The 1,015-nt window shown below is 71.8% G+C and carries 1 protein-coding gene; it reads left to right on the top strand.

Features of this window, described 5'->3' with window-relative positions; translation table 11 throughout:
- The coding region (locus AC27VN_RS42290) for an efflux RND transporter periplasmic adaptor subunit (protein ID WP_490880640.1) at positions 1–1,015 on the top strand (1,015 nt) is incomplete at both ends.

Here is a 1,015-nt window from a genome sequence, read left to right as displayed (position 1 = left end):
CCGCGCGGCAGGCCGACATCCCGATCCAGCTCGAGGCGCTCGGCACCGTCACGCCGCTGGCCAACGTCACCGTGCAGCCGCAGGTCTCGGGCGTGCTGACGCAGGTGCTGTTCCAGGAAGGGCAGATGGTCAAGAAGGGCGACGTGCTCGCCACCATCGACCCGCAGCCCTACCAGAACGCGCTGGCCCAGGCCACCGGTGCGCGCCAGCGCGACGAGGCGCAGCTCGCCGCGGCGCGCGTCACCCTGCAGCGCTACCAGACCCTGCTGGGCCAGGACTCGATCGCGCGCCAGGACGTCGACACCCAGAGCGCGCTGGTCAAGCAGCTCGAGGGCACGGTCGCGATCGACCGCGCCAACGAGAACTCCGCGCGGCTGAACCTGACCTGGACCCGCATCGCGGCGCCGGTCGGTGGCCGCATCGGCCTGCGGCCGGTGGACGTGGGCAACTACGTCTCGACCGGCACCAGCGGCGGCATCGCCGTCATCACCCAGATCGCGCCGATCGACGTGGTGTTCTCGGTGCCGCAGGACCGCGTGCCCGAGGTGCAGGAGCGCCTCGCCGCCGGCGCCAAGCTGCCCGCCACCGCCTTCGACCGCACGCGCGTCAAGCAGCTCGCCACCGGCAGCTTCTCGACGCTCGACAACCTGGTCGACACCCAGACCGGCACGGTCAAGGCCAAGGCCCGCTTCGTGAATGCCGACGGCGCGCTGTTCCCGAACCAGTTCGTCAACCTGCGCCTGTTGCTGCGCACCGTGACCAGCGCCGTGGTGGTGCCGGTGACGGCGATGCGCAACGGCCCGAACGGCGACTACGTCTACGTGCTCAATGCCGACAACACGGTGTCGCAGCGCGTGGTGACGCGCGGCGAATCGAGCGTCGACAACATCGCGGTGACCGCCGGCCTGAATGCCGGCGAGGTGGTCGTGACCGAGGGCGGCGACCGCCTGAAGGACGGCGCGCGGGTGCAGACCCAGGCCGACCGGCCCGCGGTCGCGCCCGGTGCCGCCGCCAA

The sequence above is a fragment of the Variovorax sp. 20P10.2.4 genome (genome assembly GCF_058244205.1).
This window is presented reverse-complemented; position numbering and strand designations above follow the sequence as displayed.